Annotated in this window: 19 protein-coding genes and 1 tRNA gene; 10 read left to right on the top strand and 10 right to left on the bottom strand. The window is 40.1% G+C overall.

The genetic code is table 11. The annotated features are described in order from the left end of the window. Window positions 1-11 precede the first annotated feature (11 nt). From C0582_02630 to C0582_02640, 3 genes are read right to left on the bottom strand one after another with little or no spacing between them, the layout of a single operon-like run. Entirely contained in the window at window positions 12-731 is a 720-nt protein-coding gene (locus C0582_02630) for a hypothetical protein (GenBank protein PLX29898.1), read from the bottom strand. Further along, entirely contained in the window at window positions 728-1,399 is a 672-nt protein-coding gene (gene hemC / locus C0582_02635) for a hydroxymethylbilane synthase (protein PLX29899.1), read from the bottom strand. The genes C0582_02630 and hemC overlap by 4 nt, the downstream gene beginning before the upstream one ends. Then, a complete protein-coding gene (locus C0582_02640; protein ID PLX29900.1) occupies window positions 1,275-1,667 on the bottom strand; it encodes a hypothetical protein in 393 nt (130 codons plus the stop codon). Before C0582_02640 ends, hemC begins: the two co-directional genes overlap by 125 nt. Window positions 1,668-1,672: 5 nt before the next feature. Here C0582_02640 and tsaD point away from each other — a divergent pair, with 5 nt between their 5' ends. Genes tsaD through C0582_02660 form a run of 4 tightly spaced genes read left to right on the top strand, consistent with a single transcriptional unit; the run spans window position 1,673 to window position 6,432 of the window. Further along, on the top strand, window positions 1,673-2,701 hold the full coding sequence (gene tsaD / locus C0582_02645; protein ID PLX29944.1) for a tRNA (adenosine(37)-N6)-threonylcarbamoyltransferase complex transferase subunit TsaD: 1,029 nt from the start codon (window positions 1,673-1,675) through the stop codon (window positions 2,699-2,701). Continuing rightward, the gene (locus tag C0582_02650) at window positions 2,671-4,407 is read left to right on the top strand and encodes a hypothetical protein (protein PLX29901.1); all 1,737 of its coding nucleotides are present in this window, start codon (window positions 2,671-2,673) and stop codon (window positions 4,405-4,407) included. The genes tsaD and C0582_02650 overlap by 31 nt, the downstream gene beginning before the upstream one ends. A 19-nt stretch (window positions 4,408-4,426) precedes the next feature. Next, window positions 4,427-5,401: a glycosyltransferase gene (locus tag C0582_02655; GenBank protein ID PLX29902.1), complete on the top strand. Its 975-nt coding sequence runs from the start codon at window positions 4,427-4,429 to the stop codon at window positions 5,399-5,401. Further along, window positions 5,398-6,432, top strand: coding sequence for a bifunctional UDP-4-keto-pentose/UDP-xylose synthase (locus C0582_02660; protein ID PLX29903.1), 1,035 nt, complete (start codon window positions 5,398-5,400; stop codon window positions 6,430-6,432). The genes C0582_02655 and C0582_02660 overlap by 4 nt, the downstream gene beginning before the upstream one ends. 33 nt (window positions 6,433-6,465) lie before the next feature. Here the strand turns inward: C0582_02660 and C0582_02665 are convergent, their stop codons facing one another. The 4 genes from C0582_02665 to C0582_02680 all read right to left on the bottom strand — a co-directional run bounded on the left by C0582_02665 (window position 6,466) and on the right by C0582_02680 (window position 9,799). After that, complete coding sequence (locus tag C0582_02665; protein PLX29904.1) at window positions 6,466-8,037, bottom strand: hypothetical protein; 1,572 nt, start codon at window positions 8,035-8,037, stop codon at window positions 6,466-6,468. Window positions 8,038-8,105: 68 nt separating this feature from the next. After that, on the bottom strand, window positions 8,106-8,312 hold the full coding sequence (locus C0582_02670) for a hypothetical protein (GenBank protein PLX29905.1): 207 nt from the start codon (window positions 8,310-8,312) through the stop codon (window positions 8,106-8,108). A 117-nt stretch (window positions 8,313-8,429) separates the two neighbouring features. Beyond that, the gene (gene raiA / locus C0582_02675; GenBank protein PLX29906.1) at window positions 8,430-9,029 is read right to left on the bottom strand and encodes a ribosomal subunit interface protein; all 600 of its coding nucleotides are present in this window, start codon (window positions 9,027-9,029) and stop codon (window positions 8,430-8,432) included. A gap of 26 nt (window positions 9,030-9,055) precedes the next feature. Further along, entirely contained in the window at window positions 9,056-9,799 is a 744-nt protein-coding gene (locus C0582_02680; protein ID PLX29907.1) for a bifunctional 3-demethylubiquinol 3-O-methyltransferase/2-polyprenyl-6-hydroxyphenol methylase, read from the bottom strand. Window positions 9,800-9,882: 83 nt separating this feature from the next. On the opposite strand from C0582_02680, the gene C0582_02685 reads away from it, so the two are divergent. The 4 genes from C0582_02685 (at window position 9,883) to prmC (ending at window position 13,529) form a co-directional block, all read left to right on the top strand. Continuing rightward, entirely contained in the window at window positions 9,883-10,350 is a 468-nt protein-coding gene (locus tag C0582_02685; protein ID PLX29908.1) for a hypothetical protein, read from the top strand. Window positions 10,351-10,431: 81 nt separating this feature from the next. Next, window positions 10,432-11,670: a histidine--tRNA ligase gene (locus C0582_02690; protein PLX29909.1), complete on the top strand. Its 1,239-nt coding sequence runs from the start codon at window positions 10,432-10,434 to the stop codon at window positions 11,668-11,670. After that, window positions 11,657-12,745 carry a peptide chain release factor 1 gene (locus tag C0582_02695; GenBank protein ID PLX29910.1) on the top strand — a complete coding sequence of 363 codons (1,089 nt, stop codon included), beginning with the start codon at window positions 11,657-11,659 and terminating at the stop codon, window positions 12,743-12,745. The genes C0582_02690 and C0582_02695 overlap by 14 nt, the downstream gene beginning before the upstream one ends. After that, complete coding sequence (prmC, locus tag C0582_02700) at window positions 12,738-13,529, top strand: peptide chain release factor N(5)-glutamine methyltransferase (protein ID PLX29911.1); 792 nt, start codon at window positions 12,738-12,740, stop codon at window positions 13,527-13,529. The genes C0582_02695 and prmC overlap by 8 nt, the downstream gene beginning before the upstream one ends. Before the next feature lie 5 nt (window positions 13,530-13,534). Here the strand turns inward: prmC and C0582_02705 are convergent, their stop codons facing one another. After that, window positions 13,535-15,172 (bottom strand): glycosyl transferase family 1, encoded by a 1,638-nt coding sequence (locus C0582_02705; GenBank protein PLX29912.1) that lies wholly within the window; start codon window positions 15,170-15,172, stop codon window positions 13,535-13,537. Between the two features lie 171 nt (window positions 15,173-15,343). On the opposite strand from C0582_02705, the gene C0582_02710 reads away from it, so the two are divergent. Further along, a tRNA-Lys gene (locus C0582_02710) sits at window positions 15,344-15,419 on the top strand. A gap of 64 nt (window positions 15,420-15,483) precedes the next feature. Further along, on the top strand, window positions 15,484-16,731 hold the full coding sequence (locus C0582_02715) for a hypothetical protein (GenBank protein ID PLX29913.1): 1,248 nt from the start codon (window positions 15,484-15,486) through the stop codon (window positions 16,729-16,731). On the opposite strand, the gene C0582_02720 is transcribed toward C0582_02715, so the two are convergent. After that, window positions 16,712-17,173: a hypothetical protein gene (locus C0582_02720; GenBank protein ID PLX29914.1), complete on the bottom strand. Its 462-nt coding sequence runs from the start codon at window positions 17,171-17,173 to the stop codon at window positions 16,712-16,714. The genes C0582_02715 and C0582_02720 overlap by 20 nt on opposite strands. Window positions 17,174-17,264: 91 nt before the next feature. Further along, the gene (locus C0582_02725) at window positions 17,265-18,080 is read right to left on the bottom strand and encodes a hypothetical protein (GenBank protein ID PLX29915.1); all 816 of its coding nucleotides are present in this window, start codon (window positions 18,078-18,080) and stop codon (window positions 17,265-17,267) included. Window positions 18,081-18,108: the final 28 nt, after the last annotated feature.

Raw genomic sequence — 18,108 nt, forward strand, 5'->3', positions numbered from 1 at the left:
TAAAAAAATACTTACTTCTTTTGTAGCACTTCTACCATCATTGAACAAAGGCTTTTTATAGTTGGCTGAGGAGCAATGTGAAATTCATGAACAGGGAGATTTTTAAATACCTCACTTATGTTTTTACTAAGCATGAATAATTTGTGAGAATGACAGTATTTTCTAAGATTTTGACGCTCAATGATTCGAACATATGTTTGAGCTGAATATTTTGAAAAAAAAGCGACACTTCTGATAGAGCCTGATTGTATCATGTTAATAAGATCCTGATTGGCATCTTCCCTGGGAAGAGTCTGATAAGCAATCACTCTACTACACTGAACCCCTTTTCTTTTAAGATGAGTAGAAAAATCGAGAGTTACTTTATTTCCAGAGACAAAAACGTAACGCCCTTGTTTTGAACTCGCCAAAATAATTTCTAGAAGGCTTAACGCAGTTTGAGCAACGTGCACGCTAATGCCAGGATAAATCCTAACTATTTTCTCAGCAAGCCTATCGCCGACAACAAAAATAGCGCGCACGCATGGGAGCTCCTTAAGAGATTTGATCGCATTTTTGCTCGTTATAATAAGGCAATCGGCAGAAGCTATATACTTTTGATAGTCCTCATCCGCAATAGGTTTTGAAAAGACGTTTAACAACGGACAAGTCAGTGTCTCAATTCCATAATGAGAAAGAAAAGTTGACACTTTTTCATTGTCACCATGGGGGCGCGTTAAAAGCAAAGTCATGTGTTTTTGAGTTTTGCGCGTAAATCATGCGCTGTTTTCTCAGCCACACCTTCAAAGTCTATACCACTGTTATCAGCAAAAACAGTGTGGCTTAACGTTTCATTTGCCATCATCGCCTTAAGGGACAACGTTGAGCCATCAAGACGCGCATATGCGCCAACGGGCATTTGGCAACTCGCGCCCAGAAGTTTCAATACAAATTGTTCAGCTTTAAAGCATTGCCATGTCTGGACATGATTGACATCACGCACCATAGAAACAACCGGGCTATCAGGTTTCATCACAAGCGCAATCACGCCCTGTCCCGCTGATGGAATAAACACTTCTTGATCAAGCCTAAAACCAAAGTCCTCTCCATAACCCAAACGCCTTAAACCCGCAGCTGCCAAAACCGTTGCATCAAAAGCTCCAGATAAAATTTTATTTAACCGTGTTTGGACGTTTCCCCTTAAGTGACCTATTTTCAAATCTGGCCGCAAATGTTTTAAAAGAGCATGACGTCTTAAAGAGCACGTTCCAACCAGAGCGCCATGGGGCAATTGATCAAGGGTCGCATTGTTTTGAGAAATCAAAACATCCCCGGCACTCTCTCGAGGTAGCGTCGCTGCCAAAACAAGACCGTCTGGACAATGAACACTCATATTCTTTTGCTGAATGCACAGCCACATCTATTTCATTATTGATACAAGCTTGGTCTACTTCTTTGCAGAACAATCCCTTGCCACCAAAGCTATGCAGCGGAACATCTTTGAGTTTATCCCCTGAGGTAGTGTAGACATGAAATGAAATTGTCACATTTGGAAAATAATGGCGGATATAGTGAGCAACCATTTCAGACTGTCGCCTTGCCAAAGGACTGGCCCTACTTCCCAGCCTGATATGATTGTCTTGATTTTTTTTGCTCATACTGATCTTATGCCATAAAATACCACTCAATGAAAATGACAACCCGATCGAAAGTTTTTTTAGGTATCGAAGATAGCTGTGATGATACTGCTGTCGCCATTGTCAGCGAAGATAAAAAAATACTCTCGGAAAGTAAGATTTCTCATCTAAAGGTTAATGAACCTTATGGGGGTGTTGTTCCGGAAATAACGGCGCGCGCGCACTTGGTGAATCTCCCCCTCCTCATCAAAGATGCTCTCTGCAAAGCTGGCCTCTCATTAACAGAGATTGATGGATATGCCGCAACTGCAGGTCCTGGCCTCATTGGGGGTCTTATTTGCGGCGTTCAAATAGCTAAAGCGATGGCCTATTATAATCAAAAGCCTTTTTTTGGCATCAATCACCTTGAAGCCCATGCTTTGACACCCCGCCTCGTCTCCGACCTCGAATTCCCCTATTTCCTTCTCCTTGTTTCTGGGGGCCACACTCAACTTGTTCAAGTGAATGGTGTCAGAAATTATAGCATTTTAGGCACAACCCTTGATGATGCTCTTGGAGAAGCTTTCGATAAGGTTGGGAAACTAATTGGGCTTCCCTATCCCGCGGGGCCTGAGATTGAAAAGCTCGCCACTCAGGGAGAAAATACTTTTTCGTTTGTTCGGCCGATGTGCAAACAAAAAAGCGCTAACTTCTCTTTTTCAGGTTTGAAAAGTGATGTCAGAAGACACGTGGATAAAATTCCGAATATGACTCAAGAAATCAAAGAAAATATCGCACGGTCATTCCAAGAGGCCATTAAAGACGTCCTCATGAACAAGTGCCAATACGTTTTAAAAAATATGCCTAATATTCATAACTTTGTCATAAGCGGCGGGGTAGCCGCTAATCAATATATCCGCCATCATCTCAAGGCCTTATGTGATGAAAACAGCACAAATTTCTATGCACCCCCCCTAGAATTATGCACAGATAATGGGGCCATGATTGCATGGGCCGCTCTTGAAAATGATGCGATTGGATCTTATGATTCTTTGAATTTGGCACCTAGACCAAGATGGCCATTAACCGAGCTAAAACCCTCATGAAAAACCACTTTAGACGAGATAGTTGTATTGTTTCTATTGTGTCATTCTTCCTGTTTTTTGGAGGGACGCAAAACCGTCCCTTCTCCACACCTGATGAAGGCAGGTATATGGAGATACCGCGGGAAATGGCTGTCACTGGATCCTTGATTACACCACGCTTAAATGGGGTTAAATACTTTGAAAAACCCCCGTTCTTCTATTGGATTCAAGCAGGCATCATCAAAGTTTTTGGGGTTAAAGAATGGAGTGGCAGACTCTTACCTGCATTGGCCGGAGCCCTGGGTGTCTTTTTCACCTTCTTTTTAGCTTTTCACTTATTTAATCGCCGGACCGCGCTGCTTTCAGCTCTGATATTATCCACGAGTTCGCTTTACTTTATCATGAGCCATATCATCATCTTAGACGGCTTGTTCTCTTCTTTGGTCTATGGTTGTTTTACATTTTTCATTATTGGTATCCAAGCGCCGCCAGGACCAAAAAGAAAAAAGATGGCGCTTCTAACGGCAACGTTCCTGGCTTTGTCTGTGTTGACTAAAGGGATTGTAGCTGTTGCTCTCTTCGGCATAGTACTGCTTATTTGGTTTAGCATACACCGCAAGACGATCAAGTTGTTGCCTCTCTATTGGGTAAGCGCCCTACTCCTCTTTCTGGCAATCATCATGCCCTGGCACATTCTTGTTCAATTAAAAAATCCAGAATTCTTTGATTTTTACATTATCAAAGAGCATTTTATGAGGTTCATCACAAAAACCCATAACAGATACCAACCCTTTTACTTTTTTATTCCCGTGCTTGTTTTTGGCCTGTTCCCATGGTGCGGCAACTTATTAACACTTATGATCCGCAGCGTTACGATTAGAAACTTTGTTAAGTCAACTGATAGAGTCAACTTATCCTATTTATTGGTGTGGTTTTTAGCTATTTTCATCTTTTTCAGTCTTTCAAGTTCAAAACTGATTACATATATTCTCCCTGTCATGGCACCCCTATCTGTTTTAATGGCATACAGCATCAATAGAATTGGTGATTTAAATTTAAGTTTTAAACCAGAAATTATTGCATACTGTCTTTTTTTTACAGCTGTCATCATTTTCTATTATCTCAAAAAAGAAGATATTCCATCAGAGGACTTAGCTCTCTACACACACAAAATCCAAGCTCTTATTGTTTTATGTTGGGCAAGCGTCCTCCTACCCTTGCCTTTGTACTATCTAAAAGGGGCTAAGGTTGTTTTTAGAGCGCTCTTAGTCTTAACCCTGTCACAATATTCGGTGATGATTTGGGCAGCGCGCTCAGGAGATTCTTCAAGTATCAAAACAACATACGATTACATTGACCAAAACTTAGGAAAAGACATTAAATACATTAGTTATCATCACTATCACCAAGACCTTCCTGTATACAACCAAAACCTAGTTCCAATTGTTGGTGGATTAGGTGAATTAGAGTTTGGCCACACTCAAGAAAATCACGCCACCAAACTCTCTGAGGAAAATTTCTGGAAGCGCTGGTTTTCAGATGAAAAAATTTGCGCCATAACTTGGAAACAAGGAGGATATGATCTTTTCAAGAAATCCCTTAAAAACCATATGCATATCCGAGATAAAAAGTATTTGCGATCAAGCCATCAAATCCCTTTTGAAATACGGTTAAAAAGAAAAGTTCCAGCGTTTTGTAATATTTCACTACTGGAAAAAATAAATTAAATCATATAATTAAGTATCTATGTCAAAAAGCAAACCCATGATGAAAACCACTCCCTTTATTTCTGTGATTGTGCCCGTCTACAATGAAGAAGAAACGATTAGGCTCTTTCACAAAAGACTTTTAGAAACGATGAAAAAAAATCGTTATAAATTTGAGATCCTCTATATAAATGATGGAAGCATTGATAAATCTGAAGAAATTTTAACATCCTTTGAAAAAGATGATCCCGATCTGGTTTACGTTTTAAGCTTTGATCAAAATTATGGTCAACACCTTGCGATCATGGCAGGCTTTGATCACATGCATGGTGATGTTGCTATTAATCTAGACGCTGATCTCCAAAACCCTCCTGAGGAAATTCCAAAATTGGTTGATAAGTACCTGGAGGGTCATGACATGGTTGGCAGTTACCGCATAGGTAGAAAAGATCATAAGTGGCGTGATTATGGCTCTCGGTTTGCTAATTTTGTACGAAAACACATAACAACGCTCGACATGAAAGATCAGGGATGTATGTTCCGCGCCTACTCAAAGGATCTTGCTAAAAAAATATGCCAAGGAAATGAGCACGCCCTCTTTGTGCCGGCCTTTGGTTGGAAGTATGCACAAAATCCAACAGAAATTGGCCTGATTCACGATCCCAGATCTTCTGGAGAGTCTAAATACAAAATATATGATCTGATACGTGTAAGCATTGATCTAGCAACGAGCATGAGTCTAGCGCCCATACAAATTGTTACAGCAATAGGTTTGCTGACATCTTTTTTTAGCTTTGTGATTTTTATTTACATGATTGGACGTCGATTGATTTTAGGCCCAGAAGTAGAGGGTGTTTTTACTTTATTTGCTTTAGTTATTTTTATCATTGGCATTGGCATTTTTGGCATTGGTGTTATCGGTGAATATGTAGGGAGAATTTATCAAATCGTTCAAGGTCGTCCCCGTTACACGCTGAAAAAAAACAATCAACCTCGTATTAAGTTATCACAATGAAAATATTAATAACTGGCGTCAATGGTTTTATCGGGAACTGGCTGGCGAGAGCCATTCTAAAAGACGTATCTTTTCAAGTAACTGGTATTGATATCAAGAAATGTAATCTTGATCACCCTGTTGATTCAATGATGTCCAACCCTAAATTTTCGTTTCAAAACCTTAATCTTTTGGATGAAAATAACAGCTCTCAAATTGAAAAAATGGTTGAAGAGAACGATATCATCATTCCTCTTGCAGCCATAGCAAACCCCTATTTGTATATCAAAGAACCACTCAGAGTATTTCAATTAGACTTCGAGCATAATTTACACATAGTAAAGCTCGCAAATAAATACGGGAAGCGTATTATTTTTCCATCAACTTCCGAAGTATATGGCATGGCTGAAGATGTTGTTTTTGACGAAGAGTCAACAAAGCTTGTTATGGGTCCTGTCCAGAAAATGCGTTGGATTTATGCGTGCTCAAAGCAGCTTCTAGATCGGGTTATTTGTGCTTACGGTCTTCACGAAGGTTTGTCTTATACCTTGTTTAGACCTTTCAATTGGATCGGCCCTCGTTTAGATAATATTGATTCACAAAGCGAGGGTGAGTCCCGTGCGTTCACTCAATTTATGAGTAACGTTATGCAAGGTCGACCAATTTGTATTGTCAATGATGGTCTTCAGCGTCGAACCTTTATCTACATTGATGATGCGATTGAGGCATTGATTAAAATCATAAAAAATGAAAATCAATGTGCCCATAACAAAATATATAACATTGGTAATCCAGAAAATGACTTTAGTATCCATGAACTGGCCAAAGCCATGATCTCCCATGCTCAAAAATTCCCTCACCTTGTAAAAGATAGAGAGAAATGCAAAATAGAGATGGTTCATTCGGATGACTATTTTGGCCAATCATATGAAGATGTATCGCGGCGGATGCCGTCTATCAAAAGAGCGATGGATGATTTAAATTGGCAGCCAACAACATCGATAGATGACGCAATTGAGAAAACGTTCCGCTTCTACGAGAAAACTTCATAAAATTAAACGCTCTAAACTGACTCTGTTTGAGTCTTAGAAATCTTGTCCAAGGGATATATAGAACTGTGCTCGTTTGTCACTATCTCTGCGTCGAACGGGCAGGCCAACAACCATCTGAACATCTCCAATCGGCGACATATAGTTCACCCCTCCTCCAACACCCATTAATAAGGCATTTGAAAAGTTCGGGTAACGACCTTGATAGTTAGATCCTGCATCAAAAAATCCTTGAAGAGCTAAATCGTTACTAATGAAGTAATTAATTTCAGCACCCATGGCAAACATAGATCGGCCACCAATCGGCTTGCCGTTGGCATCTCTCTTGCCAGCATGTTGGTAACCATATCCACGAACGGTCCCCATACCGCCGGCAAAAAATTGCCAATCCAATGGCAGCACACGTTTACCAGCACTTGGAGACGCATATAACTTGTACCAGGCTTTAAGAATCAAGGTGTGATCATCATTTAGAGGCCGCAATATCGACTGCCTTAATTTAAACTGGACAAACTGACGCTGGGGAGCGACTTGCATTGCTGGGGTGATCTCAAAATGAGCATCCCAGCCTTTTCTTGGCATCATCAGATCATCCATCTGCTCATAATGAATCGCTAGAGGAACAGAAATAATCGGCGCATTATGATCATTTAAAAGGTTTGATTTTGGTTTAACCGAACTAAACTTTAGTGAAAGCCCCGTATCTGCCCTTAACTTATCGTATATAGGCGTTGTCAAAATTGAGGAAAGCTCAGCGGCCATACCGCTATAAGAATTTGTGTGTGTTCTTTTTACGTCGAAGCGAGTCGTTAAATAACTCTCCGTCCAAAAAGCATCTGGAACGATATGTTCAAAGGCTAACCCATTGTAATATTGGCCAAATCCTCCAAAAACCTTAATCAAGGACCCATCATCAAATAGATTGATGCCTTTCCATCCTAATTTTACGTTGAAATTATTATTGGCATCATATCCCGTTTTCCAAGCAAAAGTTCTTGTTGATTCAGGGAAGGCCTCAACTCTCATTGTCAAGCTGCTGCCATCGGGTTGTTTATTTGGGCGGGTGATTTTTACAAATGCATACTGTTGTGTATTGTTTAAGGTTTCAATCGTTTGAATAACTTTTAAATTGCTATAGACGTCCCCTTTTTTCCATTTAAGCCTTTTCTTTATGAAGTCCTGATCAATACCCTCTGCCGGGGCAATCATTGTTTCTCCAAACCGAACCAACTTACCAGGATCCATGTGCAGGAGAACTTCAATCCCTTTTTGATCATGATCAACTGTAATCTTTTCATTCAAGACTTTTACATACGGGTAGCCATTGTTTCCAAGAATTTCAAACAGACGTCGCACCCCTTGCTTAATATTCTCTAGTGTTGCTGGCGTTTCTGGAATCATATTAAAGCGCGCAGGATCCAGAGAAAGCGCATTAAAAAGTTGATTATCCAAACTGTTCGAACTCAAGTTAAACTTAAGAAGTTTATACTTTGGTCCAGTTCTAACCATAAAATTTAGTGTGATTGGATTCGTTTTTAGATCTATTTCGTAATCTGCAAGCGCATCATAATATCCAAGATCTCGCAACAAGACGTCAACGACCTTCATATCATTAACAACACGATTTTTGAGTTGGGCAATGGTTGACGGCGGAGTGCTAACCTGCTGAAAAATCGCTAATTTTTCAATGATTTTTTCGCGTAATCCATATTCAAAACACCTGACAAAACCGGCTGATAGTTAATAACGGCGCCATTTACGGGGCTTGCAGGTGTCGTCGCTATAGCTTTTTTCGTCTCACCTTTAGCATCAGCGTCCTCTGCACGTAGGTTAAGCACGGACACACACGCAATCGCGAAAATTAAAAGAAAATGTTTTGCCATCCCAAATTAACCTATGAACAGAGCAATCATATCATATTTTTTAAATAAAAAGAAAGAACCATCCCACTCCTCTTAAAAATGAGATGGCTCAACCGAGTCAAAAAAATGAAATATTTTTCATAGTTTATGTATTTCTTTAGTAACAGACGGATCAATCCATCCTATGTTGCCGTCATTTCTGCGGTGAACAATGTTGATATTACCTTGGTTTTTATTCCAAAAAATCAGCGCATTTAAATCAGCCAAATCCATTCTCATCACGGCATCACTGACTGAAAGAGTAGGTATTTCACTTGGCATTTCTGCAATAATGGCTGCTTTTGCATCTCTGTCTTCAGAATCGTTTACTGAATCTATCTCACCGTGTGAATGTGGCAAAATGTAATTCATCGCCATCAGAGAACTTGAATCAATCTTTTTTTCATGATGATTCTTAAGTTTGTTGTGATACCGCCGCAACCGCGTTTCAATTTTATGAAATGCCAAATCAAAGGCAACATATGCATCAAGAGCCGCTTGATGACTTCTTAAATTAATGCCTCTGGCAACATGGGTGTCGATGTCAGCACTGATATTGTTATTATCCATTGAAATCACCACCGAAGCTTCTATCGCATCCGGAAAATGACGCAAAACTGTTGATTCAAGTTTTTCAGTGACATGCGTTCTCATAGCATCCCCTAAGTCAATGTTTTTTCCTTTTATGAATATGTCCATTTTATTCTCTCCTTGTTTATTATTCGTTATGAATACGTGGTTGCTATCGGTGTTTGGCGGGCACAAATAATATAGTTATTAGATATATCTGAATTGAGCACCCAATCATTATAAAACGGCCGATAAGCCATCCCTTTCATAGATTTAATTTCTAACCCCAATGGCTGAAGATGATTTCTTAAAACAGAAGGTTTGACAAACTTCTGCCAATCATGTGTTCCTCGGGGGAGCAATCTTAAAAAATATTCTGCTGCTAAGATCGAGACAGCATATGATTTTGCCGTTTGATTAATCGTTGAAATAAAAACCAACCCTCCTGGCTTTAAGTGGCTTCGCAAACGCACAAGAAATTCAGCTATATCATCTACGTGCTCAATAACTTCTAAGGCCAGCACAATATCAAATGATCTTTCAAGGTCTAATGATTCTATCTTTTGGCACTGGTAATCAATAGATAAGTTCATCTCTTGAGCATGTATGGATGCCGCTCTAATAGCAGAATGACTAGCATCAACACCTGTTACGGTGGCGCCTAAACGCGCCATAGGCTCACTTGCCAAACCACCTCCACACCCAACATCTAGAACTTCAAGGCCAGATAAATCAAAATTATTTGTTTGGGGAAATAAATAATTAGATATTTCAGCATGTATAAAGGCCATGCGAATTTGGTTCATCTGATGTAAAGGGGCCATCATTCCCCTAGCATCCCACCAGTTAGCAACCGCATTAAAAAAGCTTATTTCTTGTTCATTGCTTTTTTTATACATCCTGTGCCTCAATCCAATGATGATTTTATTATAATTCTAATATACACTATTTTTTAGTGGTAAGAAATGCTACGGGAGGCGAAATGAAAACATCTATTACAAAAACAGGGACGACAAAAGATTTACTCACCAATGAAGCAGGTCCGATCACGTGCCATTCCTTATCTGCATCCAGAAAAAAAATGGGACTCTCAACCTCGGAGGTAGCCGATCATCTTAAAATCAGCAAGACCTACATCGACGCCATTGAGAAACATAACTTTCATGCTTTGCCGCCAACATCTTATACATTAGGGTTCATTAGAACACTTGCAGATTTTTATGGCCTTGATCCAATCGAAACAGCGAATATCTATAAAGAGAAAATTGCTGAAAAAGGAATTAACCTCAACCCTGACCAAGAGATAAAAGAAATAACACCTCTCAACAAGCCCTCATCAAATTATATTTTGATTGGCTTGCTTTTAACCATCAGTGTCATTTTGGGCGGCTATTATTTAATATCCTCTCATTCAGAAAAACTTAAAGATTTAAAGGACTTTATTGTATAAACCCTTTTTCTAAAATATAGAAAAGTCTTTTAGTCTGGGGCATAATTTAGTATCTAATTCTTTAAAACATAGAGCTTTATCATGATTTCTGGTTTGCGCGGCATGCCTGATATTTTTCCAGAAGAACTTAAAAAAAGAGACCACTTTATTAAAATTTTTAGTGAGACTGCTACTCTGTATGGATTTCATCATATTGAAACGCCCATTGTTGAGCCGCTAGAAGTTTTCATGAGCTCTGTTGGGGAGTCGTCTGATATTATCTCAAAAGAGATGTATACCCTGGTAGATAAGGGGAATCGTCAGCTATGCCTGCGCCCCGAGAATACAGCTGGAATCATAAGAGCAATCTTATCGAATAAAAAACAGCATGAGGAAAATCAAAAATATCATTATTGCGGGCCTATGTTTCGCTATGAAAGACCCCAAAAAGGACGCTTAAGACAATTCAATCAGCTTGGCATTGAAAATGTTAATGCAGAATCCCCCATCGCTGATGTTGAATCTATTTTGGTTGCCATGGATTTCATTGATAAAATTGGCATTAAAAAATATGCGCTAGAGCTTAACACTTTAGGAGATGATGAAAGCCGCAACAACCATAGAAAAGCATTGGTTCAGTTCTTTGCCGATCATGATAGCCAATTATCAATGGAAAGCAAAGTTAGATTACAAAAAAACCCCCTGCGCATTTTTGACTCAAAAGACCCAGGCGACCAAGAAATATGCCGTCAAGCACCACTCTTGAAAGATTATTTAACCTCCCCTGCTCAAAGCTTCTTTAATACAATTGTGGATCTTCTGCAAAAGCTCAAAGTACCTTTTACTCTAAACCCCTATCTGGTGCGTGGGTTAGATTACTATTGTCACACAATTTTTGAGTTTAAATCTAATGATTTGGGGGCTCAGAGCACATTTCTTGCTGGGGGGCGCTATGACAAACTTTCCGCATTCCTTGGAGGAAAGCCCCTCCCCAGCGTTGGCTGGGCTTCTGGGCTTGAGCGGCTCATGCTTATCAGTCATAATATACCTCCCACGCAAAGATCATGCATCGTCATTCCTGGAGATGAAACGTTGGTGGCCCCTGCGTTAATGCTGGCCCATAAAATCCGGTCTGAGAATTTAAGCGCTGAGCTCACAACATCTTCATCGTTCAAAGCGGGCCTTAAGCAGGCTAGTAAAAAAGGGGTAACTTTTGCTGTTTTGGTTGGGCATCAAGAGATTGAGACTGAGACAGTAACCTGGAAAAACCTGACGAATGGCACACAACAAACAGACACGTTTGCTGCATTTATGGAAAAAGTAAAAAATGAAAATAACTGACAAACTGCATCGCATTGTTGATCGCTACAACGAGCTTAATAACTTACTTGAAAAAGGGCATGAGCTTAACTCAGAAAAATACATAAAGTATTCAAAAGAGCTGGCTGAAATAAGCCCCGTGGCAGAAGCCATCAACATGTGCCATCTGAAGAAAGAAGAAGTGACAGATCTTAAAGAACTGTTAAAGGACAACAGCGCTGATGCTGAAATGAAGCAAATGGCTAAAGATGAAATCTATGAACTTGAATCTTTCTTAAAACAAAAAGAAAAAGACATTCAATTCATGCTTATTCCCAAAGATGCGGCAGATGAAAAAAACGCCATTGTTGAGATTCGTGCAGGTACGGGAGGAGAAGAAGCAGCTCTCTTTGCAGCAAATTTATTTTCCATGTATCAAAAATATGCCGAACACAAAGGCTGGAAAACGGAAGTTTTAGAAGCCTCTGAAACTGGAATCGGTGGCATGAAGGAAGTGAGCATGCAAGTAACCGGCCGCAATGTATTCGCTAATTTAAAGTATGAATCAGGGGTTCACCGTGTCCAACGTGTTCCCGAAACAGAAACATCAGGGCGTATTCACACATCTGCAGCAACAGTCGCTGTCCTTCCCGAAGCTGAAGAGGTTGATGTTAAAATTGAAGATAAAGACTTACGCATTGATGTTTTTCGTTCAAGCGGGCCAGGTGGACAGTCAGTGAACACCACAGATAGCGCTGTTCGTATAACGCATATTCCAACTGGAATTGTAGTCTCACAACAAGATGAAAAGTCCCAACATAAAAACCGTGCCAAAGCATTAAAAGTCTTACGGTCAAGATTGTATGAGGCAGAGCGCCAAAAACAAATTCAAGAAAGATCACAAAACCGCCAACAACAAGTTGGAAGTGGTGATCGATCTGAACGCATTCGAACCTATAACTTCCCACAAGGACGCGTAACAGATCACCGCATTAATCTAACGCTCTACAAGATCCATGACATATTAGCCGGCACGGGTCTAGATGAGGTGATTAATCCTCTCAAAGCTGAAGAGCAAGCTCAAAAGCTAGCTGATATCACCGAATCACGTGACTGATATTTCTCTTCCCCATCACATTGAGTGCGCTTTATTGGCTCATATACTGACCTGTGATCCAGATTCTCTTATGGGGGGTCGAATTTCATTAAATGAGGCTCAACAAAAAGAATTGGCCTCAAACAAAGCTAAATTCCATATGGGCACGCCTTTAAGTCGCATCATTGGATATCGGGAGTTTTGGTCTCTCAAATTTTTTTTAAACAATGCTACCCTTGATCCTCGCCCCGATAGTGAAACATTGGTTGAATGTGCTCTTGATTCCATTCCCAAAGATAAGCCTTGCCAGATTCTAGACCTTGGAACGGGAACAGGGTGCTTAGCTCTCAGCGTTCTTAAGGAGAGACCTCTTGCACAAGCAACGCTAACAGACTTTAGCGCCCACGCTCTGGAACAGGCCCGGGAAAACGCACAATATCATGCCATCATTGATCGCTGTACATTTATAGAAACGTCTTGGCTTGAGGGCATTCAAGGGCATTTTGACTATATCCTCTCCAATCCCCCCTACATCTCACCAAGCGACTATCAAGATCTTGATGAAAACGTCAAACATTATGATCCTATTGACGCTCTTGTTGCTCATAACAATGGGCTTGCCTGTTATCAAACAATTTTATCTCAACTCTCTGAACAAAACATCAGCTTTAACAAGGCCTTTTTTGAAATTGGATTTGATCAAAGCAACCAAATTCAAGAGCTAATCACAAAAGCTGGATTTAAAGTTGAAAAAATTCAAAAAGATCTTGCCCATCACCCGCGCGTTGTCATCCTCAGTGCTTAACCACCTTAGGACTTCTTCTTTTTTTTCATTTTTTTGGCCTTGATTTGCTGAGCTCGTTCTGTCGCCTGCAATTTTTTATCTGCTTTGACTCCCAGCGCCTGTTCGCGGTACTCATCCAAAGTGCCATCATACGTTTGAACTGTTCCCTTCTCAACAACCCACATGGTTGATGCCGTCATTTTCAGCAAGTCCCAGTCATGAGTAATCAAAATGACAGCACCATTAAACTGGTTAATGGATAAAATAAGTGCTTCACGAGACTCAATATCAAGGTGATTTGTTGGCTCATCCAGAATCAATAACCCAGGCTTTTCAATACTGAGCATAGCAAAGTTCAAACGTGTTTTTTCTCCTCCTGAAAGTTGCCCAACAGGCACATCAGATTTTGTTTGAGTCAAGCCAAATTGCCCCAAAAGACTCCGAATGCCTGTGGGCGCTGAATGTGGCATTAAGGCTTCTAGATGCTCATAAGCTGTTTTATCAAGAGTCAGATTTTCCAATTGTTCTTGATTAAAGAAGGCAACAGAAAAGTTTTGCTCCACACACCGCTTTCCTTTTATGGGATCAAGCTTACCGGCTATGAGTTTTGCAAATGTTGACTTACCATTTCCATTACGCCCAACAAGCGCAATACAATCATCTGGGTCAATTCGTTGATTTAAGTTCTTAAGAATAACCTTATCACCATATCCTGCAGATGCTGATTCAAGAGTGATCAGCGGTGGGGCTAATTCAATAGACTCGGGAAATTGGATGCTTAAGGTTGGATCATCCTGCATGATTTGAACATCTTGCATTTTTTCCAACATTTTAATCCGACTCTGCACTTGTTTTGCTTTACTGGCCTTAGCTCTAAAACGGCTAACAAAGCTTTGTACATGCTCTTTATGAGCTTGCTGCTTCTGAAAAGCTGATTGTTGTTGCATTTGAACTTGAAATTTAGCCTCGATAAATCGATCGTAATTGCCCGTATATGAGGTCAATTTTTGTTGGTGCAGGTGAACAATACGTTCAGCAATATGATTCAAAACATATTTATCATGACTAATCAGAATAAGGGCACAGGGGGATTTTTTTAAGGTATCCATCAGCCAAAAGGTAGTTTCAAGATCCAAGTGGTTACTGGGCTCATCAAGAAGCATCAAATCAGGTTTATTAAATAAAACACAGGCAAGAACAATACGCATTCGCCACCCACCTGAAAAAGTATTCACGGGTTGGTTTTGACCTTCTTCGTCAAAGCCTAGGCCTGCTAAAATCTTTGCTGCACGTGATTCTGCAGTGAAAGCATCCATTGACTCAAGTTCAAACTGAATTTCACCTAAGCGATTGAGATCTGATTCAACGGCTAGCTCTTGCATGAGATTAAAATAAGCCACATCTGAATCAACAACGGTATCAATCACACTCTTTGTGCTTTGAGGCGGCATTTGTGGCAAAGAACCAATTTTTGTTCCATTTTGCAGCCGGATATAACCATGATCAGGCTCGATTTTACCCGTTATCAGACGGAAAAGGGTTGTTTTACCAATGCCATTTCGCCCAACTAGCCCAACCTTCTCTCCACCATGAAGCGTGAAAGACGCTTTATCGAGCAATGTTCTTCCTTTTAAGTGATAGCTTAAAGATTCAATTGTTAGCATACGATCCACGTAAAGTTAGCCTAACCTAATTTAACTGCTTGCCATGCGCAAGATTTTACTCTGTTCGTTGTAAATCTGATGAGACATCTTTCGTGAATGATCTAGGTTTTGTTTTTTTCAAAAAGAAAGTTGACGGCCAATTCTAACAGCACTATAGTGGGCTCAGTTTTGGGGCACTTAGCTCAGTCGGTAGAGCATCTGACTTTTAATCAGAGGGTCACAGGTTCGAGCCCTGTAGTGCCCACCAAAACTTCCTTATTTCACATGTCAGTTTATCTCGTTATACTTTTCGTTGAATTAAAGTACTAGTTATGAAAAAAAATCATATTCTCTTTGCCAGCATATTTGGGAATGTTCTTGAGTTTTATGATTTCACTCTTTTCGGCATTTTTGCCGTTACCATTGCAAAAGCCTATTTCCCGCCCTCTTCTTCAACTGGAGCTCTTTTACAAAGTTTATCCGTTTTTGGGGCAGGATTTCTGATGCGCCCGCTTGGCGCCATCGTTTTTGGATACATCGGCGATAAACTGGGGCGCAAGAAAGCATTAACCCTTTCCATTGCCTTTATGGGATTTCCAACGCTCCTGATTGGCCTCATGCCTACCTACACGCAAATTGGTATTTTCGCCCCCATCATCATTATGCTCTGTCGTTTGATCCAAGGTCTTTGCACCGGGGGTGAATATAATGGTGCTGCTGTGTTTGCTCTTGAACACATCGGCAACCAACGGGCGGGGTTAACTGGTGGATTCATCTGTGGCTCTGCCGGATTGGGTGCCTTAGCGGCATTAGGGGTAAGCGCTCTTACATCTCTTGAGATGATGCCAAGTTGGTCCTGGCGCATGGCGTTTGTTCTAGGGGCATTGGGCAGCTTATACGGTTGGCACATAAGACGAAATATGATGGAAAGCCCTGCATTTAAAAAGCTCAAAGATCAAGATAGTCTCGTGGAGAATCTACCCCTCATTGCCGTTTTGAAAAAACAAAAGCTATCTGTGCTCAGCACTTTATGCTTAGGGCTTCTTGATGGGTTACTCTCCTATGTTGTTTTTGTATTTTTCCAAGTTTACCTTGAATCCCAATTAAGTTTCACCCTCCAAAAAGCAAGCCTCTATAGCCTTGTTGGGACACTGATTTTCACAGTATTCTCCCCCATATTTGGGCGGGTTTGTGATGCCTTTAATAAGCCAAAAACCTATTTTATGACGTATCTAGTGGCTCTATGTTTATGTGCTCTGCCCCTCTTCTCGTTGCTCCCAAAGGGCGGTGCCATTCATGTGATGGGAACAATAATCATAGTCAGCCTCTTAGCAGCTGCGGTTGCTGGACCCATTCATGCCTATTGTCAAAATATATTTCCAGCTAATAGTCGATATAGTGGGATTTCTTTTAGCTATAGCATTGGCATCAGCATTGGTGGGTTTACACCCTTTATTTTTGCCCTTTTGATGACAAAAAAACAAGGTACGGCCTATATGGGCCTATACCTTTTCTTATGGGCAGTGATTTCTCTTTTTGTGGTTGGAAAAAATAAAAATACTAGGATTTCAAAGGCTTAGAACGAAATTTATTTTTAAATCTTTTCCACAGGGACGATGATGTCTTCTTGTTTTTCTTATCTATCAGCGCTTTTTCAGCATATTCTTGAACTAAAATATCACTCATAATCTTATACAAATCAGGATAGCGTTTACGCAGTCCCGCCACATCTTTGATAGCAGGGTTCTTTTCATCAATGACTTGTGCATCCTTAGGCAAAGAAATCACCTCAAAGAGTAGTAAATATTGCCTATGTTGAGTTATCTCTTCAAGACCTGAACCAACAAAACGCGCCTCTCTTTGAGTTATGAATACTTTGTCCGTCCCATCCTTAGTCCAGAATTTAACTACAATACGCCTTGAGTATTCAGTTAGCGCTTTGTCACTCACCTGTTTTTGCTGAATGGAAGCACCACCCTGTTGATCATCACAAAGAGCTGGGTGAAAAGTGAGAGTAACCAAAGAAAAAATTATAAACCGATTGATTGAAATGTCCTTTTATTATTTAAAGTTATTTTAAGGTTAGCACACGTATCTTAAGGAATCGTTTAGATCAGGTTCTCATGAAAGGTTTATAACAAACAACAAACCAAATCAGTAATACCGCAGGAAGGGCACCAGTCACAATAAGTATGATGGATGCATAAGTCTCTAAAATAGCTTTTGAAGTGTCTAGAAAACCCGTTTCATAAATAAGCAGGTAGCTTCCTTTAAACATCAAGCAGCCAATAAGCCCTGAAAGCAATACATCTCTCAAGGTGTGCGTTTGAACATTAAGCCAGTTTTTCCAAATAACAGAACTCACTAAAATACCTAAAGAAATTCCGAGTGCTTGCAAAACCCCTAAACGCAGATAATCAACTTGGGATAAAATCAGAAAAGAAATAACGCCAAAAAGAAAAGAAAAGGCACTTAAATATCTAGGGTTGGTTTGTATTTTTTGATAAAAGATCCCCACATAATAAACGCTGAGAATGAGTATGGTTGAGAAAAACCAAGCACCGGCAATATCAAAATAAGTATGATAGCCAAAATAAACAACTGCCATTGAATTGCCCGCAGCTATTGTTAGAAGAATGCCCCTCAAAAGAGTCGATGAAAAACATAAAAAGAGATACCCATAAATAGCAATAGATACCATCGTATGCCCACTAGGAAACCCATAATTTTCTGAGCTGGCCTGATATATCAACGGAACCTTGAAGTAAATTTTCAAAAGGCCTGTCAAAAAGATGGCCAATAAATAGCATATCCATGCCCCAAAAAAATCAGAACGGCGTGCTGACATAAGCCCAAAAACAATGACAGGTATATGGATATAGATTTTATTGAAAATAAGAAAGGTAGAAAAAATAGAATCTAAAATCATGCATCCTCGTCATACTATCCACAAACCT

This window comes from Alphaproteobacteria bacterium (assembly GCA_002869105.1).
Taxonomy (GTDB): domain Bacteria; phylum Pseudomonadota; class Alphaproteobacteria; order UBA7879; family UBA7879; genus UBA7879.

Bases quoted from the DNA above. Each gene is read 5' to 3' on its own strand.
- raiA (PLX29906.1), bottom strand. From the start codon at position 9,029: ATGGACATATTCATAAAAGGAAAAAACATTGACTTAGGGGATGCTATG.
- C0582_02690 (PLX29909.1), top strand. From the start codon at position 10,432: ATGATTTCTGGTTTGCGCGGCATGCCTGATATTTTTCCAGAAGAACTT.
- C0582_02725 (PLX29915.1), bottom strand. From the start codon at position 18,080: ATGATTTTAGATTCTATTTTTTCTACCTTTCTTATTTTCAATAAAATC.
- C0582_02660 (PLX29903.1), top strand. From the start codon at position 5,398: ATGAAAATATTAATAACTGGCGTCAATGGTTTTATCGGGAACTGGCTG.
- C0582_02695 (PLX29910.1), top strand. From the start codon at position 11,657: ATGAAAATAACTGACAAACTGCATCGCATTGTTGATCGCTACAACGAG.
- tsaD (PLX29944.1), top strand. From the start codon at position 1,673: ATGACAACCCGATCGAAAGTTTTTTTAGGTATCGAAGATAGCTGTGAT.
- C0582_02665 (PLX29904.1), bottom strand. From the start codon at position 8,037: ATGAAGGTCGTTGACGTCTTGTTGCGAGATCTTGGATATTATGATGCG.
- hemC (PLX29899.1), bottom strand. From the start codon at position 1,399: ATGTGGCTGTGCATTCAGCAAAAGAATATGAGTGTTCATTGTCCAGAC.
- C0582_02650 (PLX29901.1), top strand. From the start codon at position 2,671: ATGGCCATTAACCGAGCTAAAACCCTCATGAAAAACCACTTTAGACGA.
- C0582_02715 (PLX29913.1), top strand. From the start codon at position 15,484: ATGAAAAAAAATCATATTCTCTTTGCCAGCATATTTGGGAATGTTCTT.
- C0582_02630 (PLX29898.1), bottom strand. From the start codon at position 731: ATGACTTTGCTTTTAACGCGCCCCCATGGTGACAATGAAAAAGTGTCA.
- C0582_02670 (PLX29905.1), bottom strand. From the start codon at position 8,312: ATGGCAAAACATTTTCTTTTAATTTTCGCGATTGCGTGTGTGTCCGTG.
- C0582_02705 (PLX29912.1), bottom strand. From the start codon at position 15,172: ATGCTAACAATTGAATCTTTAAGCTATCACTTAAAAGGAAGAACATTG.
- C0582_02685 (PLX29908.1), top strand. From the start codon at position 9,883: ATGAAAACATCTATTACAAAAACAGGGACGACAAAAGATTTACTCACC.
- C0582_02680 (PLX29907.1), bottom strand. From the start codon at position 9,799: ATGTATAAAAAAAGCAATGAACAAGAAATAAGCTTTTTTAATGCGGTT.
- C0582_02655 (PLX29902.1), top strand. From the start codon at position 4,427: ATGTCAAAAAGCAAACCCATGATGAAAACCACTCCCTTTATTTCTGTG.